The organism is Pseudomonadota bacterium, assembly GCA_016719885.1.
GTDB lineage: Bacteria > Pseudomonadota > Gammaproteobacteria.
Genome location: JADJYF010000004.1, coordinates 183,534 through 208,677 on the forward strand (window position 1 = coordinate 183,534; position 25,144 = coordinate 208,677).

The 25,144-nt window shown below is 66.2% G+C and carries 20 protein-coding genes, 1 tRNA gene and 4 pseudogenes; 12 read left to right on the plus strand and 13 right to left on the minus strand.

Annotated elements, in window-relative coordinates:
* Window positions 1–102: 102 nt before the first annotated feature.
* From IPM80_04540 to IPM80_04550, 3 genes and pseudogenes are all read right to left on the minus strand, one after another.
* Window positions 103–1,248 (minus strand): SDR family oxidoreductase, encoded by a 1,146-nt coding sequence (locus IPM80_04540; GenBank protein MBK8957705.1) that lies wholly within the window; start codon window positions 1,246–1,248, stop codon window positions 103–105.
* A 58-nt stretch (window positions 1,249–1,306) separates the two neighbouring features.
* Window positions 1,307–2,550: pseudogene (locus tag IPM80_04545) on the minus strand (acyl-CoA/acyl-ACP dehydrogenase).
* Between the two features lie 21 nt (window positions 2,551–2,571).
* The gene (locus IPM80_04550; GenBank protein MBK8957706.1) at window positions 2,572–3,981 is read right to left on the minus strand and encodes a 4-hydroxyphenylacetate 3-hydroxylase; all 1,410 of its coding nucleotides are present in this window, start codon (window positions 3,979–3,981) and stop codon (window positions 2,572–2,574) included.
* A 153-nt stretch (window positions 3,982–4,134) separates the two neighbouring features.
* On the opposite strand from IPM80_04550, the gene IPM80_04555 reads away from it, so the two are divergent.
* From IPM80_04555 to IPM80_04565, 3 genes are all read left to right on the plus strand, one after another.
* A tRNA-Ala gene (locus IPM80_04555) sits at window positions 4,135–4,210 on the plus strand.
* A 189-nt stretch (window positions 4,211–4,399) separates the two neighbouring features.
* The gene (locus tag IPM80_04560; protein ID MBK8957707.1) at window positions 4,400–4,771 is read left to right on the plus strand and encodes a translation initiation factor; all 372 of its coding nucleotides are present in this window, start codon (window positions 4,400–4,402) and stop codon (window positions 4,769–4,771) included.
* A gap of 177 nt (window positions 4,772–4,948) precedes the next feature.
* The gene (locus IPM80_04565) at window positions 4,949–5,332 is read left to right on the plus strand and encodes a hypothetical protein (protein MBK8957708.1); all 384 of its coding nucleotides are present in this window, start codon (window positions 4,949–4,951) and stop codon (window positions 5,330–5,332) included.
* 55 nt (window positions 5,333–5,387) lie between these two features.
* On the opposite strand, the gene IPM80_04570 is transcribed toward IPM80_04565, so the two are convergent.
* Window positions 5,388–6,980: a carboxypeptidase regulatory-like domain-containing protein gene (locus IPM80_04570; protein MBK8957709.1), complete on the minus strand. Its 1,593-nt coding sequence runs from the start codon at window positions 6,978–6,980 to the stop codon at window positions 5,388–5,390.
* A 73-nt stretch (window positions 6,981–7,053) separates the two neighbouring features.
* Here IPM80_04570 and IPM80_04575 point away from each other — a divergent pair, with 73 nt between their 5' ends.
* Complete coding sequence (locus IPM80_04575; protein ID MBK8957710.1) at window positions 7,054–7,527, plus strand: PaaI family thioesterase; 474 nt, start codon at window positions 7,054–7,056, stop codon at window positions 7,525–7,527.
* Entirely contained in the window at window positions 7,524–7,955 is a 432-nt protein-coding gene (locus tag IPM80_04580; protein ID MBK8957711.1) for a PaaI family thioesterase, read from the plus strand. The genes IPM80_04575 and IPM80_04580 overlap by 4 nt, the downstream gene beginning before the upstream one ends.
* Before the next feature lie 60 nt (window positions 7,956–8,015).
* Here the strand turns inward: IPM80_04580 and IPM80_04585 are convergent.
* Window positions 8,016–8,529 (minus strand): annotated as a pseudogene (locus tag IPM80_04585) (DNA starvation/stationary phase protection protein).
* 211 nt (window positions 8,530–8,740) lie between these two features.
* Between IPM80_04585 and IPM80_04590 the strand changes: the two are divergent.
* Window positions 8,741–9,941: pseudogene (locus IPM80_04590) on the plus strand (CoA transferase).
* 97 nt (window positions 9,942–10,038) lie between these two features.
* Window positions 10,039–11,689 (plus strand): annotated as a pseudogene (locus IPM80_04595) (hypothetical protein).
* A gap of 94 nt (window positions 11,690–11,783) precedes the next feature.
* On the opposite strand, the gene IPM80_04600 reads toward IPM80_04595, so the two are convergent.
* The 3 genes from IPM80_04600 to IPM80_04610 all read right to left on the minus strand — a co-directional run bounded on the left by IPM80_04600 (window position 11,784) and on the right by IPM80_04610 (window position 15,566).
* Window positions 11,784–13,382: a hypothetical protein gene (locus IPM80_04600; protein MBK8957712.1), complete on the minus strand. Its 1,599-nt coding sequence runs from the start codon at window positions 13,380–13,382 to the stop codon at window positions 11,784–11,786.
* 74 nt (window positions 13,383–13,456) lie between these two features.
* Window positions 13,457–14,761 (minus strand): DUF1329 domain-containing protein, encoded by a 1,305-nt coding sequence (locus tag IPM80_04605; GenBank protein MBK8957713.1) that lies wholly within the window; start codon window positions 14,759–14,761, stop codon window positions 13,457–13,459.
* Between the two features lie 151 nt (window positions 14,762–14,912).
* Window positions 14,913–15,566: an SCO family protein gene (locus IPM80_04610; GenBank protein MBK8957714.1), complete on the minus strand. Its 654-nt coding sequence runs from the start codon at window positions 15,564–15,566 to the stop codon at window positions 14,913–14,915.
* A 123-nt stretch (window positions 15,567–15,689) separates the two neighbouring features.
* Here IPM80_04610 and IPM80_04615 point away from each other — a divergent pair, with 123 nt between their 5' ends.
* The 4 genes from IPM80_04615 (at window position 15,690) to IPM80_04630 (ending at window position 19,034) form a co-directional block, all read left to right on the plus strand.
* Window positions 15,690–16,715, plus strand: a complete 1,026-nt coding sequence (locus IPM80_04615; protein MBK8957715.1) for a transporter — start codon at window positions 15,690–15,692, stop codon at window positions 16,713–16,715.
* On the plus strand, window positions 16,712–17,248 hold the full coding sequence (locus IPM80_04620) for a TlpA family protein disulfide reductase (GenBank protein MBK8957716.1): 537 nt from the start codon (window positions 16,712–16,714) through the stop codon (window positions 17,246–17,248). Before IPM80_04615 ends, IPM80_04620 begins: the two co-directional genes overlap by 4 nt.
* Before the next feature lie 67 nt (window positions 17,249–17,315).
* Window positions 17,316–17,945: a TetR/AcrR family transcriptional regulator gene (locus tag IPM80_04625; protein ID MBK8957717.1), complete on the plus strand. Its 630-nt coding sequence runs from the start codon at window positions 17,316–17,318 to the stop codon at window positions 17,943–17,945.
* Between the two features lie 102 nt (window positions 17,946–18,047).
* A complete protein-coding gene (locus IPM80_04630) occupies window positions 18,048–19,034 on the plus strand; it encodes a phosphotriesterase-related protein (protein MBK8957718.1) in 987 nt (328 codons plus the stop codon).
* 101 nt (window positions 19,035–19,135) lie between these two features.
* Here IPM80_04630 and IPM80_04635 read toward each other — a convergent pair whose 3' ends face one another.
* From IPM80_04635 to IPM80_04645, 3 genes are all read right to left on the minus strand, one after another.
* Complete coding sequence (locus IPM80_04635; protein ID MBK8957719.1) at window positions 19,136–19,630, minus strand: ferritin-like domain-containing protein; 495 nt, start codon at window positions 19,628–19,630, stop codon at window positions 19,136–19,138.
* Between the two features lie 54 nt (window positions 19,631–19,684).
* Window positions 19,685–20,881 carry a TIGR03862 family flavoprotein gene (locus IPM80_04640; GenBank protein MBK8957720.1) on the minus strand — a complete coding sequence of 399 codons (1,197 nt, stop codon included), beginning with the start codon at window positions 20,879–20,881 and terminating at the stop codon, window positions 19,685–19,687.
* 68 nt (window positions 20,882–20,949) lie between these two features.
* Window positions 20,950–21,753, minus strand: a complete 804-nt coding sequence (locus tag IPM80_04645) for a M48 family metallopeptidase (protein ID MBK8957721.1) — start codon at window positions 21,751–21,753, stop codon at window positions 20,950–20,952.
* Between the two features lie 116 nt (window positions 21,754–21,869).
* Here IPM80_04645 and IPM80_04650 point away from each other — a divergent pair, with 116 nt between their 5' ends.
* Window positions 21,870–23,090: an MFS transporter gene (locus tag IPM80_04650; GenBank protein MBK8957722.1), complete on the plus strand. Its 1,221-nt coding sequence runs from the start codon at window positions 21,870–21,872 to the stop codon at window positions 23,088–23,090.
* Window positions 23,091–23,192: 102 nt separating this feature from the next.
* Here the strand turns inward: IPM80_04650 and IPM80_04655 are convergent, their stop codons facing one another.
* Both IPM80_04655 and IPM80_04660 read right to left on the minus strand, forming a co-directional pair.
* On the minus strand, window positions 23,193–24,548 hold the full coding sequence (locus tag IPM80_04655) for a 3-oxoacid CoA-transferase subunit B (GenBank protein MBK8957723.1): 1,356 nt from the start codon (window positions 24,546–24,548) through the stop codon (window positions 23,193–23,195).
* 236 nt (window positions 24,549–24,784) lie between these two features.
* Window positions 24,785–25,057, minus strand: coding sequence for a peptidoglycan-binding protein (locus IPM80_04660; GenBank protein ID MBK8957724.1), 273 nt, complete (start codon window positions 25,055–25,057; stop codon window positions 24,785–24,787).
* Window positions 25,058–25,144: the final 87 nt, after the last annotated feature.

Here is a 25,144-nt window from a genome sequence, read left to right on the forward strand (position 1 = left end):
TACCGGGGCGTTGTGCTGTCTGTGTACACCGCGCGCGGACAGGGCGTCAACGCACTGCGCGCCGCGCCCACGACGAGCGCGGCGCGCGCCTGCTCGCGGCGCTCAGGCCAGGCGCCGGGCGTGCGGATGGTCGGCGTTTTCGAGGCGCATTTCCGGCGCGATGTCGCCCAGCGGCAGAATGCGCCGCGCCATCAGATCGCGCAGCCAGTGACAGAAACTCTCCTCGCTGTTCATGGCCATGGTGAAACCATGCTGGCGCACCTTGACGGTGCTGACGAAGATTGCCGGCGCCGCTTCCGTGACGCCATACAGGAAGCTCATGTCGGCATAGTGGTGCGATTCGCCGAGCAGATCGGCCAGCGGGATGGGGCGGAGATCGTGTTTCGCCACGACACGCTGCCACACGTCGGCGTGGCGCGGCAGGTAGTCGGCCAGCGAGATGGATTCATCGGCGCCGGTCTCGACACCGAGGGTGGCGGCGAGCGTCGGCCACATGTCGCGAAACGAAAACACTTCGCCGTTGGTGAGGTTGTAGGTTTCGCCGCGCGCGCGCGGCTCGCCGCTCGCCCACAACAAGGCCGCGCCGACCAGGCGCACATCGGCCGCCTCCCATACCCATTGCGGGCCGCCGGGGAAGGAGAACGGCAGGCCGAGTTCCTTGCGAATGGCGGCATAGATGCCGATCACCGGCGGCAGGTTCATCACCACGCCGTGGTTGGGACCGACGATGAGCTGCGGACGGAAGATGGTGTAGCCGAAGCCGCGCCGCTCGGCGAGGTCTTTCAGGTAATCCTCCTGCAGCCAGTAGAAGGTCGGATGTTCGACACGCGGCTGGCTTTCGCGCGCCGGCACGCGCATTTCGCGGTAGGGCGCGCCGTAGGCCTTGGTGCCCTGCAGCAGCGACACGTGCTCGAGCTTCGCTCTCTCGCTCAAGGGTTCCAGCAGGTTGCGCAGCATGCGCCCGTTGGTCTCTATCTGATGGGGATCGGACCAGCCGGCCATGAGGCCCGGCAACTCGTAGACGGCGGTGTAGACCACGTGCGTGACATCGCGCAGGGAGGTCGCCGCCGCACGACAGGCGTCGGCATCGGTGAGGTCGAGCGCGACATGGGTGACGGGCAGGCCTTCCAGCAGTTCCGGCACGCGTCGCGACAGCGCGATCACGCGCCAGCCGGCCTTGGCGAATTCGATGGCGGCGGCGGTGCCGACCAGGCCGCTGGCGCCGGCGATGAGTACGGTGCCGGTCATGGCGTTTCCTCGTGGTGGTGTGTGGACGAAAGAGCGTCGTCGAAAGCGCCAGTGGCCGTCAACGCGCGAGGCGCAGGCGATTGGCGATGTTGTTGCGTTGCATGTTGGACGAGCCGCCGACGATGGGCAGGCAGGTCATGTCGCGCACATGGCGTTCCATGTCGTATTCCTCGGCGCAGCCGTAGGCGCCGAGGATCTGCTGGCATTGAATGACGATGTCGAGGCCGTGATCGGTGACGAACATCTTGGCCATCGAGCTTTCCACCGCGCAGCTGCGGCCTTGGTCGGCCAGCCACGCGGCGTGGTAGAGCATGTGCTCGCAGGCCTGGAACAGCGTGCGCAGATCGACCAGCTTGTGGCGCACCGCCTGGTGCTCGCCGATGAGCTTGCCGAACTGCCTGCGCTCACCGGCATAGCGCCAGGCATCGTCCAGCGCGCCGCGCGTGATGCCTAGCGCCATCGCCGCCACCGCCAGCCGCTCGACGTCCAGCGCCGGCCCCACCAGCTTGTGCCAGCCGCGGTTCCAGTGTTCGGGCCCGCCGACGATGTTGTCCACCGGCACCTCGACATCGTCGAAGTGCACGTCGCAGGTGCGCGTGTAGCGCAGGCCGATGTGATCGATGTCGGTGATGGTGACGCCCGGCGTGCTCGGCGGCACCAGCAGCAGCGACAGGTTCTCGTAGCGTGGCGCGCTGTTGTCCGAGCGCACCAGGCAATAGATGTAGTCGGCGTCGCGCGCCAGGGTGCACCAGCGCTTGGCGCCGTTGATGCGCACGCGCTCGCCGACTTCTCCGCGCGGGTTTTGACGCTCGCGAGATCACCGCCGACGTCCGGCTCGGACAAACCATAGGCCAGCAACAGCTTGCCGGCGGCGACGCGCGGCAGGAGCTCGCGCTTCTGCTGCTCGGAGCCGGATTCGGTGATGTTGAGCCCGGCATACATGGCCGAATGCACGAAGGGCCCGGCCAGGGCCGTGCCGCGCGTACACAGTTCGTCGATGACGCTGAGCGCCGCCACCACGTCGCGACCGGCGCCGCCGTATTGTTCACCGAAGGTAAGCCCCAGCACACCGAGTTCCGCGAGCTCGGCGAATTCCGCGACCGGGAAGTGATGATCCCGCTCCCACTGCCGCGCCTTCTCGCGCGGCGACTTGGCGGCGATGAAGCGCTTGAGCGTATCGCGCAGGAGCGTGATGTGTTCGGGTGGGTCGGCGTAGTAGGAGGGCACGATGGATCCCTCAGGCCGCCAATGTCCGATTGAAATCGGCCCCACAATGGAGGAGCCCTGTGGGTGCGAATTCATTCGCACATTCAGGCGCACATATCACCGCTTCACCCCCGCCGCCTGCAAGGCCACCTTGCGCGCATGGCCCATGTCGAAGGTGCGCGCCATCATGATGCGCTGCGCCTTCAAGCCGCCGCCGGCCTGCAGGGCGGTGACGAGATTCCAGCCGCCGTAGGCGTCGGCGGTCAGATCGCGAATCAAGGTGTAGACGCGCATGCGCATCTCGACATCGGTGTTGGCGCCGGTGGCGAGGTATTTGCGCAGATACGCGCCGGCTTCGGGATGCCTGAGCTCCGCTTCTTCCGGCAAGGTGATGACGAGACCGCCGGCCACGTCCTGCAGGTGCTTCACCATCTCGTGGAAGTGCGAGGCGTAATAGTACTTGGTTACATTGATGCCGAGGATGTTCGGATGCAGCATGCCGTCGGGCGTCGATTCGTAGTGGCGCACCGCGTAGTCGATGCCCATGCGAATGGTCTCGGTGTAACAGATGAGTTCGGCGATGGTGTCCTGGATATGGGCATCGCGATCCTTGCCCTGCTGCTCGGACACCAGCTGCGCGAGGCCGGTCATGATTTCCGCCTCGTGATGGGCGATGACGAGGCCAAGCGTGCGTTCCCACAGGCCGAGCGCGGCGGCGAAGGCGCCGGCCAGCTGCCATTCGCCGGCCAGGAACACGCGGTCCCAGGGAATGAACACGTCGTCGAACACCACGAAGCCTTCCGGCATGCTGTGGCGCGCGCTGGCCGGGTAGTCGAACTCGTTCAGCTCGGCGGGCGCGAAGCTGCGGTTGATGATGCTGACGCCGGGGGTCGCGACCGGGATGCTGAAGGCGACCGCGTAGTCCGCTTCCTCGGGGCGCATGGACTTGGTCGGCATCACCACCAGCTCATGCACCAGGGACGCGGCGGTGATGTGCAGCTTGGCGCCGCGCACCACGATGCCGTCGTTGCGTCGCTCGACGATGCGCACGTACATGTCCGGGTCGTGCTGCTCGTGGGCCTTCTTCGAGCGGTCGCCCTTGGCGTCGGTGATGACTTCGGCGGCGCGCAGGTCGTGGTCGCGGGCGTAGAGGTACATGCGCTCGATGTTGTGCGCGAAGCGCGGGTTGATGGCGCCCAGGCGGTCCTTGACCTGCAACAGCGCCATGTACACGCCGGTCACGCCGCCGACGATGCTCATGTGGCGGCCGAGCTCCAGGCGCATTTCCAGCTCTTCGGTGGTGCGCGGCACCTGGTAGACGCGATGGGCGGTGGTGCCGTCCTCGGTGCGGTAGGTGATGACGGGCGCGAGCTCGGGGTCGTCGTAGGCGTAATCCTGGCAGGCCACCGCAATCGGCACCTGGAAACGCGGATGATTGGCAACGTCAGTGATCTTCTCGCCGCCCCAGTAGATGACGCGGCCGTCGTTCAAGGATGCGCGGTATTGCGCGGCGGTCATGAGACCCATGGCAGCTCCCCAGCTTGATTCGACCGCGAAGATAGCACGGGCCACGCGGCGCCAGTTCGCGGCCGTACGGGCTTAACTAACCAGGCCATTGATGAGTACAATCGTGCTGCCGCCACGGGCCCCCAGCCCGCGTCGGTATCTTCACGAAAGCATGGGGTCGTAGCTCAGCTGGGAGAGCGCCGCGTTCGCAATGCGGAGGTCGGGGGTTCGATCCCCCCCGGCTCCACCATCTCTTGGAAGGCCGGGCCACGCCCCGGCCTTTTTTATTGAGGGCCGCCCGTACCGGGTTCCCTGTGGGTGCGAATTCATTGGCACACCGAGGCCACCGCACGTACGTACCGTGCCTTGGAATGTGCGAATGAATTCGCACCTACAATGGCCGGGCTTTCCCGTAACTCGAAACGCAAGCGCCCACTTCATGAAAGACAAGAAGCGTCCCTTGCCGCCGCCGCCAGCGGCGAGTCCCTTTGCCGCGTTGGCCGGCCTCGTGCCGTCGACAAGCACTGTCGAGCCGGCACCAGCGCCGGACACCAAGGCCAAGGCCTCTCGCGGCCGTGTCGACGTGCTGCGTAACACCGCCCATCGCGGCGGCAAGACCGTGACGGTGTTGAAGGGCTTCGTCGGTGTCGATGCCGATGAACTCAAAGCCCTCGCCAAGCAATGGCAGAAGCGCTGCGGCGCCGGCGGCACGGTCAAGGACGACACCATCGAGATCCAGGGCGATCATCGCGAGACGCTGATGCGCCTGCTGGCCGAGGCCGGCTTCCGCCCGGTCAAGGCCGGTGGGTGAACGCTTTGATTCATTGCCTTCGACGCCCCTTGCCGTGGTCGCATGTGCACGCATTTCGTGCGCATCGTCACAACACAGGACACTGGCCTCGCCGCCTTTGAACGCGCGCCGCGCCGGCGGCGATGTACCGACGTGTATCAAGCGGACCATGCGGTCCGCGCAACCAGGGAGCACGTCATGTACAAGAAAGCATTATTTTCAGCCCTCGTCGCCAGCGCGATGGTGATCACCACCCTGCCGAGCGACGCCGAGGCCGCCAGCATCCGCGTCAAGTGCGAAAAGCGCGCGACGCGCTCGAAGATCTCGGTGGATGGCAAGAACCTCGTGCCCGGCCAGTATCGCTGCCAGGCCAAGTCCGGTTCGAACCAGAAGACCACCGCGCTGGTGAGCTCGGTAGGCGATGAAGTCGAGTGTGATTTCGACAGCGCACGCGCCGACATCGCGGCTGGCGCCACCGCGATTGCCGCCAACTTCATCCAGGGCGGCCAGGTGACCGGCAAGCTCATCGATGCCGCCGGCTTCACGGTCGCGTCCGACACCGTGAGCTGCCGCGCCAAGTGATGTGTCGCGGGCGACGTCCGCTCGCGGACGTCGCCCGCGCATACCGCGCCATGCCTCACGGCAAGCGCCGCAGTCTCACCACTTTTGGCGCCGCCGTCGGCAGCGACGAATAGGCGCTCCACACCTCACCGTTGCGCGGGTCGATCGCGAGATGGCGCATGTAGGCCGGCTCGGTCGGCAGGGGATAGCGCGTCAGGCGATGGGTTTTGCCATCGAGATGTATGAGTTCCGAGGCCAGCGCCGCCGCCAGCCACACGTCGCCGTTACGCGGATCGACTTCCACATCGTAGATGCCGGCCGCGCCAATGCCGGTATCGAAGGATTCGAATTTTTCCGTGGCGGGCTCGAAGCTCGTCACGCGGCCGGTGTTGAATTCCGCTATCCAGAGGCGCCCGTCGGGTGCGACCGCCATGCGCCGCGGGCCGACATTGTCGCCTGGCATGGTGTAGAGCTTCGCCTCGCCGCTGGCGATGTCGTAGCGAGCGAGGGTGTTGGCGGCAAGCTGCGCGCTCCACAGTCGATCCTGCGCATCCACCTGCATGCCGTAGGGCAAGGGTATGCCGGCGCTGGCCGGCAGGTGGGCCGAGGGCAAGGCGAAGCGCTTCACTGAACCATCGTCGGCCGCGAGCCGCGCGATGCCTTCGGTCTTGCCGAAGTAGTCGTTCAGCCACACGTCGCCGTGACTGTCGAGGGCGATGTCGTGCGGGTAGATGCCGACCTTGTAGGTCACGAACTTGCGCGTGCGCGGGTCGAGGCGCACCACCGATTCCGTGCCGCCGTTCACCAGCCACAGCGTGCCATCGCGCGCGAAGGCCAGCGCGCGCACCTGCGCGGCGATGTTGGGCTCATTATTTACCTCGAAAGACTCGTAATGTCCGCTGGCCGGATCGAGCGCCCACATGGCGCTGTTCCAGAACGCCGTCACCCATACGCGATGATCGGGCCCGACCACGAGGTCATGCGGCAGCTCGCTCGCAATCGGCACCGGGTACTCGGTGATCTCGGCGCGCGCTTCGCGCGGCGCGAGCGCGGGCGGGGCGATGTTCGCCACGCGCGCAGGCCTGAACTCGCTGGTCAGCCAGTCGGCGTAGTGCTCGAAATCGAAGTCCGGCGGGATTACTGCATACTTGTCGAAGGACTTCATCAGCGCGAAGGCGTCCAGCCACTGCTGGCGCGTGCGCAGCGCGCCGTCCTTGTAGAGGCGCGCGAAAGACAGCTCGTGGCAGCTCATGCAGTTCAGGATGAACTCGCGTTTGTCGGCGCCGTCCTCGACGTGGGCGAACCAGGTGGCGGTCGCGGCCTGGCGCAGCGGCTCGCGTGCCGCGTTCAATGCAAAGGCTAGCGAGGCCTGCGCCGCGCCGATCTCGAGCGCGCCGCGTGCATCCTCGTAGCGCGCGTGATGGGCGCGCAGCTCGTAATGGCCGTCGCTGAGCGCGGGCAGCACATAGCGACCCTTGTCGGTGGAATAGACCGTGGTCTCGATGCCGCTCGCGGTGTCGCGCGCGGTGACGAATACACCGGCCACGCCCTGTCCCGCCGCGTTCGTGACCTGTCCCGACACGCCGCCCGCCATGGCCGGTACGGCGGCCGCGCCCAGCACAAGCATCACCCCGGCGAGGCCCGCGGCCCGCGCGCTGATCGGCTTCATCGACTCCCCCTCGACATTCGCTGCACGGCGCTGGCGCCGATGCGTGGTGGTTCGCAGCCGCTATACTGCCGCCATGAACGACAGCATCTTCCTCGATCAACTGCGTGCTTTTCTAGCGCGGCCCGGCAACCGTTCGCCGCACAACAATTTCCTCGGTCTCGAAATCGTGCATCTGGAACATGCGCGGGCGGTGCTGCGCGTGCCCTATTCCGAGCGCCTTGCCGGCAATGCCACCACCGGCGTGTTGCACGGTGGCGTCATCACCACCGCCATCGATTCGGCGTGCGGCGTGTCGGTGATCACCGCGCTCGGCAAGCGCATGGGCATCGCGACGCTGGATCTGCGCATCGATTATCTCAAGCCTGCCCAGCCGGGGCAGGCGGTGACGGCGGCCGCCCATTGTTACAAGGTCACGCGCAACATCTGCTTCGTGCGCGCCATTGCCTACCATGCCGACAGGGACGACCCGATAGCCAACTGCGCGGCCAGTTTCATGATCACTTCCCTCGAACCGGCGGGCCCGGCGCTCGCCGAGGATGCGCCATGAGTTTCGTCGACATCATCCACGCCGCGCGCGACAGCCGCGATTACTCGCGCATGGGCGAGGCCATTCCGTACATGGATACCCTGGGCCTGTCGGTGGAGGAACGGGACGGCGGCGTGGTGCTGTTGTTGGCGGCCGCCGAGCTGCACGTCGGCAACCCGTGGAAGCAGGCCTTGCATGGCGGCCTCATCGGCGCGGTGCTGGAAACCGCTGCCATCGTGCAGCTGATCCTCGAGCCCGAGGTCGAAACCCTGCCCAAGCCCATCAACATCACGGTCGATTACCTGCGCTCCGGGCGCGTGGTGCCGACCCGCGCCGCCGCCGAGGTCACCAAGCTCGGCCGCCGCGTCGCCAACGTGCATGCGCGTTGCTGGCAGGACGACGAGTCGCGACCCATCGCGACCTTGTCCGGCCACTTCCTCATGACCTGAGGCTGCCGCGGCCACAAAAAAAACCCGCCGTGGCGGGTCTGGAACGATGCAGGGCGTGCCTTATTCTTCGAGCAGGCTGCGCAGCATCCAGGCGGTCTTTTCGTGCACGTCGAGGCGCTGGGTGAGCAGATCCATGGTCGGCTGATCGTTGGCCTTTTCCACCGCCGCGAACAGTCCGCGCGCGGTGCGCGCCGTCGCTTCCTGGGCGGCCACCAGGTGGCGCACCATGTCCATGGCCTTGGGCGTGCCATCGACCTCCTTGATCGACGCGAGCTTGACGAATTCCCGGTAGGTGCCCGGCGCCGGGAAATCCCAGCGCGCGTATGCGCTCGGCGATGAGGTCGAGCGCGTTCCACTGCTCGGTGTACTGGCCCATGAACATCAGGTGCAGGGTGTTGAACATCGGCCCGGTCACGTTCCAGTGGAAGTTGTGGGTCATGAGGTAGAGCGTGACGCTGTCGGCGAGCAGGTGGGCCAGGCCGTCGGCGATGCGGGCGCGATCGCCGGCCGAGATGCCGATGTCAATGGCCGCGCCGGCGGCACGGGGTGCGGGGGTGTTCTTGCTCTTCGCCATGTCGGATGCCTCACGGGAGTTTGAATCTTTGCGCGCCTTCAATCCTAACAAGCCGCCTACGGCGCGCCTACCGCGCGGACCGTGGGTGAATGGGCACGGCACACCTATCGTGCGTCGCCGCCCCTTGATGCATCGGTTAACCTAGGCGCGCTTCAGGAACGATGGGGACGGGGATGCTGCAATTCAACGGGACGGACGCCGAGGTGCGCTCATGAGCGGCGCGCTGGACGGCGTCAGGATCATCGATCTCACCACGGTGCTGATGGGGCCGTTCGCCACCCAGCAGCTGGGTGACATGGGCGCCGACGTGATCAAGGTCGAGCCGCCGGCGGGCGATACCAGCCGCAACGTCGGTGCCACCCGTCATCGCGGCATGGCCAGCGGCTTCCTGCACTGCAATCGCAACAAGCGCGCCATCGTGCTGGATCTCAAGCAGGCGGCCGGCCGCGAGGCCTTGCTGCGTCTCGTCGCCACGGCCGATGTGCTGGTCTACAACGTCAGGCCGCAGGCCATGGCGCGGCTGCGCCTGACCTACGCCGATTGCGCGGCGGTCAATCCGCGCATCATCTATGTCGGCATGTTCGGCTATGGACAGCGTGGCCCGTACGCGGCCAAGCCGGCCTATGACGATCTCATCCAGGGCGCGGTCGGCATTCCGTCGCTGGTGGCGCGCGTCGGCGACGGCGTGCCGCGCTACGTGCCGGTGACCATGATCGATCGCACCGTCGGCACCGCCGCGGTCGGGCACATCGCTGCCGCGCTCTATCGCCGCGAGAAGACCGGCGTCGGCCAGTCCATCGAAGTGCCGATGTTCGAGACCATGGTGCCCTTCGTGATGGGCGAACACATGGCCGGGCAGAGCTACGAGCCGCCGCTCGGGCCGATGGGCTATTCGCGCCTGCTGGCGCGTGAACGCACGCCGTTTCCGACCCGCGACGGCTACGTGTGCGCGCTCATCTATACCGACAGCCACTGGCGTTCGTTCTTCCGCGAACTCGGCGAGCCCGAGCGCTTCGACGACGACCCGCGCATGGCCGACATCGGCACGCGTACCGCCCACATCGGCGACCTGTATGGCATGGTGGCCGACGTCATGCGTACGCGCGGCACCGACGAGTGGCTGGCGTTCTTCGACAGGGCCGACATCCCGGCCATGCGCCTGAATGATCTCGATTCGCTCTACGACGATCCGCATCTTGAGGCGGTCGCTTATTTCGAGACGCTGGAGCATCCGAGCGAAGGCCGGGTCCACCAGATGGGCCACGCCAGCACCTGGTCCGAATCGCCGCCCAGCACCCGCCGGCCTCGCGCCGCGCCTCGGCGAGCACAGCATCGAGGTGCTGAAGGAGGCGGGCTATGGCGACGACGAGATCGCGGCGATGCTGGCCAATGGCGTCACGGCGACCCAGTAGATGCGAATTCATTCGCACATTCACATGCACATGTCCTGTTCAGTCCGCCACCGTGGCGGCCATGGGCGAATGAATTCGTACCAACAATAGGCGCATCATGGCCATTCTCGACGGCTCCGATCATCTCGTTCGACATGTCCGGCAGATGCTGCTGTGGCCGCTGCAGTTGATGCCGGTCGAGGGCGAGAGCGATGAACGCAGTCATTGGCAGCTGCTGGAAGCGGCCGACACCGAGCGCCTGTGGCAGCGCGTCGAAGACGAGTTCACCGCCGACCCGACCCAGTTCCAGGAGCGCCATTACAAGGAGTTCGTGTCCTTCCTGCCTTACGTGCAGCGCTTCCTGTATGGCGAGAGCCGCGGCGCACGGCCGCGTTTGAACGACGGCGCGCCGGGCGAATCGGCGCTCCGGGTTTATCGTCGCCACGACGTCGCGGCCTTGCGCGTGATCCTGCGCGAGGGCGACGCACCGCTCACGCTCAAGGTCGCGCACATCGATCTCTATTTCTTTGACGACGTCGACGTCGCCTTGCTGAACACCGAGGTGATGGGCGACGACGTGCCCTTGTCGACCGCGCTCGACCTCATGTACCGCTTCGGGCGCGCCTATCCCACCACCTGGGACGAGTTCGGCAACGGCGTGCACAACACCTGGTCAGCCGAGTGGCTGGACGCCGAAGGCCGCGTGCTGGTGGCTTCCGACAGCGGCAACCGCGCCAAGTACCTGGAGTTCGCCTGCCAGTACCGCGCGGCGGGCACGGCCGCGCACTGGGCGTGGCTGGTGCAGCCCATGGTGCTGGATGCGGCGCAAGACGACGGCCTGTTGCGCTATCGCCAGATTGCCTATCACCGCATGCCGCTGATGGCCTTCCTGGCGCTGGACGACCCGCGGCAGATCCCGGACGCCGACTGGGTGCGCCTCGGCCTCATCGCCAGCGTGCATCCCGATGAACCGATGCCGCACAACGACCCGGACATCACGGCGTTCTTCGCGCGTTACAGTTTCGACCGCTACTGGAGCGGCAGGAGTGACGGACCCAATACGCGCTTCCTGTGCAGCGGCCGCGTGCTGTCGGTGATCGGCGACGCGCAGTCGAAGTATTTCCTCGACACCGAGCGCGGCCTGCTCGGGCAGTTCCGTCACCAGTACTTCATGCTGTTCCTGATTGCGCATTTCCACCAGGCGGCCTTGCTGGTGTTCTCCGACCGCCTGGTCGATGCCATCCACGATCTCGCATGTACACGATCGCAATTCCTTGCGGCGTTTTCGCGCGCGGGTGCATGCGAGCTTCGATTCCTTCCTGCGCTTCACGCATCGCTACTGGTTCAACGTGCTGTCCGAGCATCCGCACATGCAGGCCCTGCACCGCGCCTGCGTGCGCCATCTCGGCAACGCCGAGCTCTATGCCGAGTTGAAGGAAGAATTGCGCGACATGAGCCAGTACCTCGACAGCGATGCCCAGCGCCGCCAGTCGACCTCGGTGCATCGCCTGACGGTGGTCACCACCTTCAGCCTGATAGGCACGGTGGCGACCGGCTTTCTCGGCATGAACATCATTGACGAAGCGGCCGCATCCCTGGCCATGAAGCTCGTCTACCTGGGCGCCACGGTGCTGGCGACCGCGGTGCTGACGCTGTTCCTGGTCAAGAAGTCACGGCGCTTGTCGGACCTCATGGACAAGTTATCCGACGAGAAGCTGCCGCCGAGCCGGCGGCCGCCGATGAATTCGATCGGCATGCGCGGGGAGTGAGTCGGGCGCGAATCCATCCGGGCATTCAATGGGTGGGTATTCGTCACCTTAGCATCGGGTGCGAATGCATTCGCACTACAGGGGCGGCTGCCCCTCAAAACTGGTAGATGAAGGTGAACACCGACTCGTGCCGGCTGTTGTTGCTGGAGTGTCCCCAGATGTCGCCCAACTGCCAGGGCCCGGCCTTGTGGCCAGTGATGCGCCAGAACAGGTTCTGCTGGAAGCGCAGCACCACGTGGCTGGACAACAGGTAATCGACCGCAATCTGGTTGTAGGCGCCGGTCGAGCGCGGGTCGAAGGCGAACACGAAGCGCGGCTGCAGGAGGCCGGCGTCGCCATAGCTGGTCGAGGCCGAAAACGTCATCACCACTTCGTCCTGGTCGAGGCGGTCTTCGTTGAGACTGACGAAGCGGCCGGGCTGCACCACGCCGTTCAATTCGGCCGGGAACACGCCGCCGATGCCGCGATAGGAATGACTGATGTCCAGCCAGCGACGCCAGAAGATCTGGCTGGACAGGAAGATGGTGCGATCGGGGTTCAGCCACTTGATCCAGGTCGGCCGGTCGGCCGCCAGCATCACCACCGAGCGCCGCGCGGTCTCGAACTGGTCCTGCTCGGGGTCGACCGACAAGGGCGCGCCCGTCGCCACCGCCACCGGCACGCCGGTGGTGAAGGTGGTCTCGAGGCGAAACACCGCCTGCGTGTATTTCTCCTCGGAATAGTTGGCGGTGAAGCCCAACACGTGAGAGCGCGGGTACTCGGTCTTGTAGGCGACGTGCAGGGTGGTCGGGTCGAGGCGCGTGAACTGGTTCTGCAGCACGCCACGTGCGTCGGCCGAGAAGCCGTAGAAGTAATTGACGCTGAAGTCGACGTCGCCCCACACCGCCTTGAAGCGGAAGCCGGCCTGGCCGTTCTCCAACTTGCGGCCCGGCGCGCCGTCGATGACCTTCAGATCGAGGTTCTTCAACTGGTTGCCGACCAGCACCGAGTTGGCATTCTCGGCGATACCGGTGCCGGTGAAGGCCCACGGCCGGCGCGGATCGGTGGAGATGATGTTGTGACGCACGTCCCACGGGATGTAGACCAGTTCGAAGAACGATTCCTCGAGCTTGCCGATCTTGCCGATGTCGTACACGCCGCGCGCCATCCACAGGGGAATGCGGATGTCTTCCCACGATTCCCAGCTCCAGTGCCAGGACAGGTCGAGCGGGTTGATGACGTCCAGCGCGCGGAAGTTGTCGGTCTCGCCCCATACCACCTGCTGCTTGCCGAGACGCAGCGAGAACGGCGGCAGGATGAGATCGACATAGGCCTCGCGCACCTTGCCTTCGAACTCGCCGGGCAGGGACTGGTTGCCGGGGAAGGCGTCGTGATAGGACGGGCGCGCGTCGTAGATCGAGTCATACACGCCGCGACCGACGAACGAGAACGTTGCTTCCTCGAGCTTGCCGGTGTTGAAACGGCCGAACGCGGTGCTGTCCCGGAGGAAGTAATACTTGCCTTCGATCTGCGCGGTATTGCGTTGCATGACGAACTCGGCGTCGTCCATGCGCGGCGTGCGCAGGATGTTCTGCGCCTGCAGGTAGCCTTCGAGTTCGAACTCGTCGTTGACGGTGACGATGGCCTCGGCGGTGAAAGGCAGGGCGGCGAGCAGGGCGAGCGTGGCCGGCAATCCGTGGCGACGGAAGGTCATGGCAGATATTCCCGATGGTCAGTGCGTGTATTGAACCGAGCGGCGACCGCTGGCCGCCGCGTATCGCGTCGTACTCAGCGGCGGCCGCTGATCATGTTGCGCAAGGAGTAGTACTGGCGCGCCCGCGCCGACGAGAACACCCGCTTGTTGGTGTAACAGTGGGTCATGGTGGCGTGGGGCTTCTTGGCATTGATGTCGGTTTCGCCGAGATGCATGAGCACCTTATGGCCGAGGTTCTTGTCGGTGTCCAGCGTCATGTAGGGCGCCTGCTGCGGCTTCTCGTCGGCGTAGGACTCGGTGTACTTCATGAAATGCTGGCTCATGCGCAGCAGCTGATCGTCCTCGCGGTCGAAGGCGAACATCCACAGCGTCCAGAAATTCTCCGCGTCGATGAACACCACGCGGTGGCTGTAGGGATGATCCTTGCTCTTGGGCTCGATGAGCAGCACGTGGGCCTTGCGAATTTCCCAGCGCGCCTTGTTCGGCACCCATTGGTGGGGGCCGCCGAACTCGGGGTTGTCGGCGACGTTGATGGTGGCGACCACGTTGCGCGTGCCGAGGTAGGTCCAGTTGTTCTCGTGGACCTTGCCGCCGAAGCCGTCGAGGTCTTCGCGGATCATGTCCATGCCCATCAGTTCGCTGGTGCGCTCCGAGGCCAGCGTGCGGCGCGGCTTGCGCTGTGCCGGCATGTACAGCCAGCCGGAGTCCTCGCGGTCGTGATCGACGAAGGACACCGACATGTCCTTGGCGCCCGCCATGTCGCGCGGCGAGCGGAATTCCATGATGCGCTTGCTTTTGACTTCCTCGTAACCCGGCACCAGGCACTCGTCGCCCTTGGCATAGTTGGCGGTGACGGAGATGTATTCCATCTTGCGGTCGAGCTTGCCGCCCTCACCGCGCAGCCAGGTCACCATGGGCATGTCGAAATCGTTCTGACCCGGGCGCCACAGCATGTTCCAGATGACCTTGTAGGCGACCTGCGGATCGTCGCTGGTGACTTCCGGGAAGGGGTAGCCACCGCCGGTGAAGCCCTTCAGCACGCCGCGCTCGTCGAGGCTGTAGCCCGGCTTGACCTGCTTGCCCCAGGTGTCGGGCGGCGGGTAATGGCCATGGGCGGCGATTTCCATGTCCATGTCGTCGAAGAAGTAGTAGGCCCAGGCCGTGCGCGGGATATAGGCCTCGAGGGCGGCGCGGTCCTTGGCGCCGAGATGCTGGCCGGCGGGCAGGCCGTCGTCGGCGGGGTTGCCGGCGGCAATCCAGTCACGCAGTGCCTGGTAGCCCTGGTCGTCGGCGGCCTGCGCCAGCGGCCCACCAGCGGACAGCGAGGCAAGCAGCAAGAGGCCCCAAAGCTTGCAAAGGGCAGCGCGAGATATTCCCATGACGAACTATTCCTGATCCTTGAACCGAGGGCTGGCGGGCGACCCCGGCTCGGCGGGATCGCGGCGGCACGCCAGCAAATGCCCCGGAATTGTGCACGACCGTGATATTTGGCGGTAAGTCCTCTAACGGGTGTTTTTTCCTCACAGACGCCTAACGCGGCCGCGCCGCGAACGCCACGATGGCCCGTACGCGTGCGGCGATGTCGGCCGGCTCATGGGGGTAGTCGAACAAGGCCAGCACCTTCAGATCCGGCCCCACCAGCACGATTTCGCTGGAGTGCTCGAAGGCATAGTCCGGACTGTCGTCGCTGGAGATGCGGACCGCCTGCATGTCGAGCTGCCGCAACAGCCCGTGCAGCTCGGCGGGCGGCGCGCTCGCGGCGCGAAATCCGGGGTTGAAGTACTCGACGTAGCGACGCAGCGACTCGCCGTGGTCGCGGTCGTGATCGACCGACACGAACAGCACCTGGCCGTGCGCGGCGAACGGCGCGAAGTCGCGCAAGGCGGCGCTGGCCTTGGCCAGGCTATCGAGGGTGGTGGGGCACACGTCGGGGCAATGGGTGTAGCCGAGGAACAGCAGCGTCCAGCGGCCGCGCAGGGCGGCTTCGTCGAAGCGTCCGCCGCGCGCGTCCTGCAGCGTGAAGGGCGCGAGCTCGGGCTGGACGGGCCACAGCATGCCGGCCACCGCCGGGCGGCCCTGGCCGACCCCGGCGCGCGCCGCGATGGCATCGCCCGCGCGCCACGCCATGCAGAGCAGCATCGCGGCCAGCAGCACCCCGATGCCGTTACGCAGTGTCCATCTCATGGCGCGATGATAGCGGCTGGCGCGGCGGCGTGGGGGCCCGGCGGTTCTGCGACAATTTGTCGCATCGACCGCATTTCCCGGCCGCCCTTAAGCTCCCCTCTCCTCGATACAACGGTTGACCCCATGACTTCGTCATTTCGCGTGGCGCTCGCGGTCGCTGCGCTCGCCGCGTCGCCACTGGCCCAGGCCTGCGACTACTGCCTGATCTCCCAGGGCGCGTCGCCGCTCGACACCATCAACGGTCGCGGCGTGCGCATCACCGAGCGCTATACCAGCCTCGACAGCGTCTACGACGGCAGCCGCGAACTGGCCAACCCCGGCGCCAGCGAAAGCTACTACACCACCGAGGTGCAAGCGTTCTGGAATCCGCGCCCGTGGCTGACCCTGATCGGTGTCGTGCCGTTCCGCGTGACCGAGGTCGATGGCCATCTCGAGCACCAGGGCGGCCATCATCATCACGACGAGGCGGAAGAGGAACACGGGCACGACGACGATCACGATCACGATCCGGCCGTGCGCGGCGTCGAGGACCAGCACGGCGGCGACGGGGGCGTGGGCGACATTTCGCTGTTGGCGCGGGCGCGCGTGTTCCAGCATCACACCCTCGCCACCACCACCACGGTGGCGCTGATGGCCGGCATCAAGACCCCGAGCGGCAGCACCGACGGGCGCGCCGACAACGGTGACTATCTCGATGCCCACCTGCAGCTCGGCACCGGTTCCACCGATGGTTTGTTCGGCCTGTCCATGAGCCATGCGCGCGGCCGCTGGTCGCTGTCGGCCAATGCGCTCGGCGCCATCAAAGGCGAAGGCGAGGCGGGCGACCACGATTATCATTACGGCGACTCGCTCAACTACGATCTCACCGCGCGTTACCGTGTGTCGCCGGCCACGCTCGGCGCCAGTGCGCGGCAATGGTTCCTGTCCTGCGGTCTCGCCGGCGAATTGCGCGGCCAGGAAGACGAAGCCGGCAGTCGCATCTTCGATTCCGGCGGCCATGTGCTGTTCGTGCAGCCCGGCCTGCAGTTGAACATGGGCGCGCGCTGGGGCTTCGAGTTCTCGGCCCAGGTGCCCATCCACCATGACCTGACCGGCACCCAGCTGGGTGACGACCTCAAGCTCATGGGCTCCATCAACGTGATGTTATGACGCGACGCCTGATTCGCCTGGGCGGCGTCCTGCTGCTGCTGGTCGCGGCCCAGCTGTCGCCGGTCCACGCCGAGGACGTCCTCGCCATCGAGGCCTTGGCCGACGAGGTGCCGGCTTTCACGGTGATGCCGGCGGCCGGCGGCGCGACACTCGACAAGGCCACGCTCGCCGGCCGTACCGTGCTGCTGCACTTCTGGGCGACCTGGTGCACGCCGTGCAAGGACGAATTGCCGGCGCTGGACAGGCTCGCCGCCGAGCTCGACCCGGCGCGCTACGCGGTGCTGTTGGTGGCCATCGATACCAATGCCGCGCCGGCCGAGATCCAGGCCTTCGCGCAAGGCCTGGGCGTGCGCCTGCCGGTCTATGTCGCCGCCGGCGGCGGCGTGAGCGACAGCTTCTGGGGCTGGGGATTGCCGGTGTCCTATCTCATCGACGCACAGGGCCGCTTCATCGGTCGCCTGCGCGGGCCGCGCGCCTGGGATACGCCGGCCGCCAAGGACGCGCTCGCCGCGCTCTACACGCGGCCCAACTGATCGGCGGCATTCCCCGCTGGCCGGGGCGGTGCAGTAGTATCGTCGTCATGAAGCCGGCCCGCCCCGCATGAACGCGTCACCGTCCCGTCTCATCGGGCGACCGAAAGACATGGAGAAGCGCGCCGCCATCCTGTCGGCCGCCTCGCAATTGTTCCTCGAGCTCGGTTTCGAGCGCGCCACGGTCGATCGCATCGCGCAGGCGGCGGGGGTGTCCAAGCTCACGGTCTACAGCCACTTCGCCGACAAGGAAGGGCTGTTCGTCGCTCTCATCGCCAGCAAGTGCGACGAACACTTCGAAGCCCGTGAATTCGTCGACCTCGCGCCGCTCGGCGTGCGCGAAGCCTTGACCCGCATCGCCAGCGCATTCCTCAACCTCATGTTCCATCCCGACGTCATCGCCCTGCACCGCGTGTTGATGACCAGCGCCAGCGCCGAGACCCACATGAACCAGGTGTTCTGGGACGCCGGCCCGGCGCCGACCTTGGCGGCGCTGGTGCGTTTGCTGGAGCGCTTCGATGCCGAGGGCGCGCTGCGTATCGACAAGCCGCCACGCGCCGCCGACCAGCTTTTCGCGATGCTGAAGGGCGGCGAGCATCTGCGCGTGCTGCTGGATGTCGGCGCGGCACCGGACGCCGCGGCCTTGAACGAACTGGCGGAGGACACGGTCGGCATGTTCATGCGCGCCTATGCGCCGTAGCTGCGAATTTATTCGCGCATTGATGGCGCGCCACGCCATGTGCGAATAAATTCGCAGCTACAAAAATACCGTCCGCTGCAACACAGAAGGGGAGCACCTCACATGGCCTTGACCAGGATCCAGACCACCACCGGCACCGCCGAGCCCGGCGAACTCGGTCGCACGCTCATTCACGAGCATGTGCTCATCGGCTATCCCGGCTGGGAGCTCGACGCGCGCGCGCCGAAGTTCAAGCGCCACGACGCCATGATCCGCGCCGTCGACCAGATGCATGAATTGCAGAGCCATGGCGTCGGCACCTTCGTCGATCCGTGCCCGATGGACTTCGGACGCGACCCGGTGTTTCTCGCCGAGCTGTCGCAGAAGAGCGGCATGCGCATCGTGTGCACCACCGGCGCCTACTTCGAAGCCGAAGGCAACACCTACACCTTCCGTCACATGCCGATGGAAGAACTGGTCGAGGTCTATATCCAGGAAATCGAACAGGGCATAGGCGACACCGGCATCAAGGCCGGCGCGGTCAAGATTGCCACCGGCGACGGCAAGGTCTCGGACTACGAACGCAAGCTCGTGACCGCCGGCGCGCGCGCCGCCAAGGCCACCGGTGTGCCGGTCATCTCCCACACCCAGAACGCGACCTGCGGCCATGACCAAATCGATCTCGTGACCGGCGAAGGCTGCCCGCCCGAACAGCTGGTGGTCGGCCATTCCGACGGCACCACCGATTTCGAATACCAGAAGTCGCTCGCCGATCGCGGCGCCTTCGTCGGCTTCGATCGCTTCGGCATCTCGCTGTTCCAGCCCGACGAGGTGCGTATCGCCAACATCATCAAGATGATCGGCGCCGGCCACCTGACGCGCGTGTTGATGTCGCACGATTCGATCTCGTGCTGGCTGGGGCGTCCCTATCCCTATGCGAGCAGTTTCGAGGCGATGCAGGAGATGCTGCCGAACTGGCGTTCGAATCACATCTTCAAGGAGATCCTGCCGAAGATGCGCGCCGCCGGCGTCACCGACGAGCAGATTGAAACCATCCTGGTGGACAACCCCAAGCGCCTGTTCTCATGCGCGCTGGGGCATAAACACTAGCTCCCGGGCAATCTTGTGGGTCCGACTTCAGTCGGACATTAGCCAAGGGAAATGTAATGTCCGACTGAAGTCGGACCCACAATGGTTGCTGGTCCGCCGCCTCAGGCCGCCAGCAGCTTCGTCACTTCCGCGACGCGTTCGCCGTGGCGGGTTTCTTCACGGCCATTCAAGCGCAGCAACTCGGCAATCTTGCCGTCCTTCTCGTGATCCGCCCACACCTGGTAGACCAGGTCGCCATCCGCTTCGCCTTGGGCGAGGGCGGCGAGAATCTCCGCATCGCAGGTGAGTTCGGTCGGGCAGAACTTGAAGAACGGGTTTTCCTCGTTCGGCGGCAGCGCGAAATCCGCGCCGCTCTTCAACTTGATGGCCTTCAACAGGCGATGGGCGTGGCCGCGTTCTTCCTGACCGTTACGCGTCAGGAGCGCCTTCGCTTCGTCATTCCTGACGTTGTCGGCGAGCAGAAAATAAAACGCTTCGCCGAAGCATTCGATCATCGCGAGCACCTGCATGTCCTCGACCGACAATTCGGTACGCGACTTCAAGAAAGCGAAGGCATCGAATGCCTGTTCTGGATAACCGGCGGGCAGAGTTGCCATGGCAAACCTCCTGTTGAAGTTGAAGAGAGGCGGCAAAAGTAGCGGAAAAGCCCGCTAGCCGGTAGTCGGCGCATTCAGACACGCGGCGCGCGCGGCGGCGGCGCCGGCCACGCGGCCGGTGGCGAGGCAGGCGGACAGCAGGTAGCCGCCGGTGGGCGCTTCCCAATCCAGCATTTCACCCGCGCAGAACACGCCGGGCAGCGCGCGCAGCATGAAGTGTTCGTCGAGTTCGCTGAACGCGACACCGCCGGCGGTGCTGATGGCTTCGGCCACGGGCCGCGTACCGTGAAATACCAAGGGCAGGCTTTTGATCAGCGCCGCCAGGCGCGTGGCGTCGGCCAGCGCCTCGGGCGTGGCAACTTCCCGTAACAAGCCGGCCTTCACGCCGTCGAGGCCCGCGCGCCGCGAGAGCACGTGGGCAAGACTATGCTTGCCACGCGGCGCGGCGAGCGCGCGCGCCAGCGTTGCCTGGTCGCGGTCCGGCGCGAGGTCGATGACGAGCGTGGCCGTGCCGCGTTGCTCGAGCTCGCCGCGCAGGGCGCGCGACAAGGCATATACCAGGCTGCCTTCGACGCCGTCGGCGCTGACGATGAATTCGCCGCGCCGGGAGTGCACGCTGCCATCGGCGAGACGGCAGCTGCCGACCACGTTCTTGACCGCCGCGCCGCCGTGGCGTGCGACCAGGTGCGGGCTCCAGCGACATTCGAAACCGCAGTTGGCGGCGCGCAAGGGCGTCACGGCCACGCCGCGCGCGGCGAGCGTGGCAAGCCACGCGCCGTCGCTGCCAAGCGCCGGCCAGCTGGCGCCGCCCAGCGCCAGCACCACGCTGTCCGCGGCCGTCCGCACTTCGCCAGCCGGGGTCGCGAAGCGCAGTTCGCCATCGGCGTTCCATCCCAGCCAGCGGTGGCGGATGTGGAAGCGCACGCCGTCGTGGCGCAATCGCGCCAACCAGCGGCGCAGCAGCGGCGCGGCCTTCAGGCCGAGCGGGAACACGCGCTGCGAGGTGCCGACGAAGGTCTCGATGCCGAGCGCGCGCGCCCAGCTACGAATCGCGTCGTTGTCGAAGGCGCGCAGCGCGGCCTCGAGATGCACGCGCTCGGCGCCATAGCGCGACAGGAAGGCATGCAGCGCTTCGCCATGGGTGAGATTGAGCCCGCCCTTGCCGGCCAGCAGGAACTTGCGTCCGACCGAGGCCATGGCGTCGTACAGGCAGACCTCGGCGCCGGCAGCGCGCGCGGCTTCGGCGGCCATGAGACCGGCAGGGCCGCCGCCGATGACGGCGACACGCGCCGCGCGCGGCGGCGAAAGGGGCGGGATGTTCAGCGCAGGCTGTCCTCGAGCAGACGTTTGCGTTCGCGCCAGTCCGGGCACACGCCGTCGAGGAGTTTGTAGAAGCCCTTGCCGTGACCGTGGTAACGCAGGTGACACAGCTCGTGCATCACCACGAATTCAATGCATTCGCGCGGCGCCTGGATCAGCACCAGGTTCAAGGTCATGCCGCGTCGCGTGCCGAGGCTGCCCCAGCGCGTGCGCATGGCGCGGATCTGCAAGGCGGGACAGGGATAGCGCTGGAAGCGCGGATGCAGATGGCATTCGGCGAGGATGGTGTTGAACAGTTCCTCGGCGCGCCTGCGGTACCACGCATCGAGCGCCGCGCGCGCCGCCAACCCATCGCGCGCGGCGCGCCCGCCGATCACCAGGCTGTCGTCGCAGCGTTGCACGCCATGACTTGCCTCGGGATCGAGTCGCAAACGATGGGGCAGACCCAAGTAGTAGTGGGTCGCGCCATCCGCGTAGGTCGGCACCAGCGGCATGCGCGGCAGGGTGCGGAAATGTTCCAGCTGGGCGGCCACCCACGGCGCGCGCGCACCGATGAACTGCTCGATTTCACGCTGCGGAAAGCGCAGCGGCGCGCGCACCACCACGTTGAGATTGGCGTGCACTTCGATGCTCAGGGAGCGACGCCGGGCGCTGCGGCGCAGTTCGTAGACGAAGCCGGCGTCGCCGTCATGTGTCGATGCTGCCGGTGGCGGCGCGAGCGCTGGCGCCGACGCGCGCGCGCGACCATGGGCCGCGAGTTCGCCGAACAAATCGAGCGCCAGTTGCAGGGGTTTGATCATCATCCGGAAGTCTATTGCGCCGTCGCGATGACGAATAGAGGCGGCGCGCCGCGACGCGTGTCCGGGCACGCAGCGAGCCAGGCTTGCGCGCCGCACCGACACGCTCCGACAATGCCGCCATGGGGCACCCTCGCGAGTGGAAGGCCGAGATCACGGCCGGCTGGTCCTTGCTGCTGACGGCAACCATCGCCTGTGGCACCGGCGTGTCGTCGCTCATCTATTACAGCTTCGGCCTGTTCGTTACGCCCCTGCAGCAGGCCTTCAACTGGTCGCGCGGCGAAGTCTCCACCACCTTGTTCTATGGCAGCGTCGGCCTGGTATTGGCGGCGCCGGTGCTGGGCTGGCTGCTCGACAGGCTCGGCGCGCGGCGCGTGGCGCTGGTGGCGGTGCCGTGTTTCGTGCTCATGCTGCTGGTGGTATCGCAATTCGACGGGCCGCGCGCGTCATTCTATGCGCTGTTCTTCGCGCTCAATGTCGCCGGCATCGGCACTTCCTCCATTCTCTACACGCGCGCCGTGGCGGGCAGCTTCGAAGCCGCGCGAGGCATGGCTCTCGGTATCACGCTGGCGGGGCCCGGCACGGCGGCCATCGTATTGCCCCTGCTCATGCAGAGCGTCATCGCCGACTACGGGTGGCGCGCCGGTTTCGTCACGCTCGCGGTGCTGGCCTTCGCACCATGGCCGCTGGTCTACCTGTGGTTGAAACCGCGTGGCGGACAGTCCGCGCGTGATGTCGGCCTCGACCTGCCCGGCATGGGACGACGCCAGGCGCTCGGCACGCGCGTGTTCTGGACCTTGGCCATCGGCTTCGCGGCGACCGCCGTCGCCTGTTCGGCGCTGGTCGTGCACATGGTGCCGATGCTGCGCGACGCCGGACTTGCGCAAGCGCAGGCCGCGCGTATCGCGTCGCTGATCGGCATCGGCGTGGTGATAGGTCGGATCGGCATCGGCGCCTTGATCGATCGCCTGTTCGCGCCGTTCGTCGCCGCCGCGATCTTCGTCGTCACCGCCGGCGGCTGCGCATTGCTCATGGGCGGCGGCGCGGAGCGCGCGCCATTGGCCGCGTTCCTGATCGGTTTCGCACTCGGCGCCGAAGTCGATCTGCTGGCCTTTCTCACCGCGCGCTATTTCGGCTTGCGCCACTACGGCTTCATCTACGCGACGGTCTACGCGTGTTTCTGGTTGTCGAGTTCGCTCGGGCCGCTGCTGGCCGGGCGCCTGTTCGATCATTACGGGGATTACCAGGCGACGCTGGCGATGGTGACGGGGCTCATGGTGTTTGGCGCGTTGGCGAGTGCGTCGCTGCCGCGATACGGCCAAGTAATGGGCGGAATCAAATGAAGTTGTAGGTGCGAATTCATTCGCACATTGAAGGGCGATGCACAGCGCCCAGCCACCCATTCAATGTGCGAATGAATTCGCACCTACAGGGACGCTACAGCCTCAAGAGGCCCGCTGATCGATGAAATCGGCGGCGGTCTTGGCGCGCACGTCCTCGATAGTCACCCCGGGGAACAGCTCCTTCAACGCGAGGCCTTTGCCACCCGGCAGCACCTCGAATACGCACAGCTCCGTGATGATCATGCTCACCACGCCCTTGCCGGTGACCGGCAGGCTGCATTCCTTCAGCACCTTGGAGCTGCCGTCTTTCGCGGTGTGCTCCATCAGCACGATGACCTTCTTCACGCCTGACACGAGATCCATGGCGCCGCCCGGGCCCTTGACCATCTTGCCCGGCACCATGAAGTTGGCGAGGTCGCCGTTCTGCGCGACTTCCAGGCCGCCGAGGATCGACAGGTTGATGTGGCCGCCGCGGATCATCGCGAACGAATCGGCGCTCGAGAAAATGCTCGCGCCGGGAATGGCGGTGATGGTCTGCTTGCCGGCGTTGACGAGATCGGCGTCGACACTGGCCTCTTCCGGGAACGGACCGATGCCGAGCAGGCCGTTTTCCGACTGCAGGGTCACGGTCATGCCTTCGGGAATGTAGTTGGCCACCAGGGTCGGAATGCCGATGCCGAGATTCACGTAGTAGCCGTCTTCGAGTTCCTGCGCGGCGCGCTTGGCCATCATCAGCCGCTCGGGCGTGTCTTTCTTGGCGCCCGAACCGGCCACGGTGCGGAACTCGATGCGCTTCTCGTAGTTCTTGCCCTGGACGATGCGGTCGACGTAGATGCCCGGGGTGTGGATCTGATCCGGGTCGAGCTCACCCACTTCCACCAGCTCTTCCACTTCGGCCACGCACATCTTGCCGCAGGTCGCGATCATGGGATTGAAGTTGCGCGCGGTCTTGCGATAGACGAGGTTGCCGGCCTTGTCGCCCTTCCACGCCTTGACGATGGCGACATCGGCGGTGATGCCTTCCTCGAGCACGTATTCCACGCCCTTGAAGACTTTCGTTTCCTTGCCTTCGGCAAGCTTGGTGCCGGCCGCGGTGCGGGTATAGAAGCCGGGGATGCCGGCGCCGCCGGCGCGCAGCCGCTCGGCCAGCGTGCCCTGCGGCGTCAATTGCAGTTCCAGTTCGCCGGCCAGCACCTGGCGTTCGAATTCCTTGTTCTCGCCGACGTAGGAGGCGATGACCTTCTTGACCTGCTTGGTGCGCAACAACAGGCCCATGCCGAAATCGTCGACACCGGCATTGTTGCCGACGATGGTGAGGTTCTTGGCACCGCTGTCCACCAGCGCGCTGATCAGGTTCTCCGGAATGCCGCACAGACCGAATCCGCCGGCGGCGATGGTCATGTCGTCATGCAACAGGCCCGCAAGGGCGGTCTTGGCGTCTGGGTAGACTTTTTTCATGGATGCTCTGGCCTTATCCGCGGCGGCAGGTGCCGGCAGCGTTCGTTGATGTGAATGGGGACGCGGCAGGGCGCCACGGCTGTGGCCGAAGTTTAGCGCGATGTGGGGGACAGGAGAGAAGGAATATGTGGGTCCGACTTCAGTCGGACATTCAGGCTCGTACGGTCGCGACCGGCTGCCAATTCAATGTCCGACTGAAGTCGGACCCACAGCGATCACCTGGGCGTTGACGCGCCTCAGTTCGCCGCCAGGCTCGATACCAGCGCCTGGCTGACCTGGCCGTCGACCGGCATCTGGCGATCGCGCTGGTAGGCGCGGATGGCCTGACGGGTACGCTCACCCATCACGCCGTCGATGGGGCCCGGGTCATAGCCGCGCGCGGCGAGCTGCGACTGCAGGTTGGAGACCGCCTGGTTGAGGTTGGGCTGGGCGGCGACCGCCTGCGGTGCCGCGGCGGCGGCTGGCGCGGCTTGCGTGGTCTGGGATTTCTTCCAGGCCGGGTCGCCCATGTTGACCTGGTCGGGCTTGGTGAGCGAGCCGACCAGACCACCGCCGACGGCGCCGAGCACCGCGCCTTCCACCACGCTCAAGCCGGT

Excerpts from the sequence above, each read along its gene's own strand:
- IPM80_04540 (MBK8957705.1), bottom strand. The coding sequence starts at position 1,248 with ATGACCGGCACCGTACTCATCGCCGGCGCCAGCGGCCTGGTCGGCACC.
- IPM80_04550 (MBK8957706.1), bottom strand. The coding sequence starts at position 3,981 with ATGGGTCTCATGACCGCCGCGCAATACCGCGCATCCTTGAACGACGGC.
- IPM80_04560 (MBK8957707.1), top strand. The coding sequence starts at position 4,400 with ATGAAAGACAAGAAGCGTCCCTTGCCGCCGCCGCCAGCGGCGAGTCCC.
- IPM80_04565 (MBK8957708.1), top strand. The coding sequence starts at position 4,949 with ATGTACAAGAAAGCATTATTTTCAGCCCTCGTCGCCAGCGCGATGGTG.
- IPM80_04570 (MBK8957709.1), bottom strand. The coding sequence starts at position 6,980 with ATGAAGCCGATCAGCGCGCGGGCCGCGGGCCTCGCCGGGGTGATGCTT.
- IPM80_04575 (MBK8957710.1), top strand. The coding sequence starts at position 7,054 with ATGAACGACAGCATCTTCCTCGATCAACTGCGTGCTTTTCTAGCGCGG.
- IPM80_04580 (MBK8957711.1), top strand. The coding sequence starts at position 7,524 with ATGAGTTTCGTCGACATCATCCACGCCGCGCGCGACAGCCGCGATTAC.
- IPM80_04600 (MBK8957712.1), bottom strand. The coding sequence starts at position 13,382 with ATGACCTTCCGTCGCCACGGATTGCCGGCCACGCTCGCCCTGCTCGCC.
- IPM80_04605 (MBK8957713.1), bottom strand. The coding sequence starts at position 14,761 with ATGGGAATATCTCGCGCTGCCCTTTGCAAGCTTTGGGGCCTCTTGCTG.
- IPM80_04610 (MBK8957714.1), bottom strand. The coding sequence starts at position 15,566 with ATGAGATGGACACTGCGTAACGGCATCGGGGTGCTGCTGGCCGCGATG.
- IPM80_04615 (MBK8957715.1), top strand. The coding sequence starts at position 15,690 with ATGACTTCGTCATTTCGCGTGGCGCTCGCGGTCGCTGCGCTCGCCGCG.
- IPM80_04620 (MBK8957716.1), top strand. The coding sequence starts at position 16,712 with ATGACGCGACGCCTGATTCGCCTGGGCGGCGTCCTGCTGCTGCTGGTC.
- IPM80_04625 (MBK8957717.1), top strand. The coding sequence starts at position 17,316 with ATGAACGCGTCACCGTCCCGTCTCATCGGGCGACCGAAAGACATGGAG.
- IPM80_04630 (MBK8957718.1), top strand. The coding sequence starts at position 18,048 with ATGGCCTTGACCAGGATCCAGACCACCACCGGCACCGCCGAGCCCGGC.
- IPM80_04635 (MBK8957719.1), bottom strand. The coding sequence starts at position 19,630 with ATGGCAACTCTGCCCGCCGGTTATCCAGAACAGGCATTCGATGCCTTC.
- IPM80_04640 (MBK8957720.1), bottom strand. The coding sequence starts at position 20,881 with ATGGCCGCCGAAGCCGCGCGCGCTGCCGGCGCCGAGGTCTGCCTGTAC.
- IPM80_04645 (MBK8957721.1), bottom strand. The coding sequence starts at position 21,753 with ATGATGATCAAACCCCTGCAACTGGCGCTCGATTTGTTCGGCGAACTC.
- IPM80_04650 (MBK8957722.1), top strand. The coding sequence starts at position 21,870 with ATGGGGCACCCTCGCGAGTGGAAGGCCGAGATCACGGCCGGCTGGTCC.
- IPM80_04655 (MBK8957723.1), bottom strand. The coding sequence starts at position 24,548 with ATGAAAAAAGTCTACCCAGACGCCAAGACCGCCCTTGCGGGCCTGTTG.
- IPM80_04660 (MBK8957724.1), bottom strand. The coding sequence starts at position 25,057 with ATGGGCGACCCGGCCTGGAAGAAATCCCAGACCACGCAAGCCGCGCCA.